The sequence below is a fragment of the Streptomyces sp. BE20 genome (assembly GCF_036322525.1).
In the GTDB taxonomy this organism is placed as follows: Bacteria; Actinomycetota; Actinomycetes; order Streptomycetales; family Streptomycetaceae; genus Kitasatospora.
Map to the genome: position 1 here is coordinate 1 of NZ_JAQYWW010000472.1, position 364 is coordinate 364.

The following is a 364-nucleotide window of genomic DNA, read 5'->3' on the forward strand; positions in this document are numbered from 1 at the left end:
CGACCAGGGCGCCGAGGTCCAGCGTGTAGATCTCCTTGTACTCGAGAGACTACCATACCTCGCGGTTGAGGTTGGCGTGGGCCAGGGGGTCGTGGACGGGGGTGTTGGTGTTGTGTTTGGTTTTGTGGGGGTTTTTATAAACAAAAATTTGGTGGGAGCGGTGATTTTGGTGTTGTTTGTTTGGGTGTGGGTGGGGGGGGGGGGGGTTGGGGCGGGGGTTGGGGTGTTTTTTTCCGTCGGTGTGATTAAAAAAAAAAAATCCCAGGCCCACCTCTATCTTGTGGGGGTTTTTCTTGGGGGGGGGGGTGGGGTCGGCGGTGTGGGGGGGTGGGTGCGGGTTTTTTTTTTGTTGGGGGCCCCCCCC

1 pseudogene is annotated in these 364 nt (G+C 58.0%); it reads right to left on the reverse strand.

The features are described from left to right. Positions 1-49: 49 nt before the first annotated feature. Positions 50-364 (reverse strand): annotated as a pseudogene (locus PUR61_RS06195) (hypothetical protein); the annotation flags it as partial.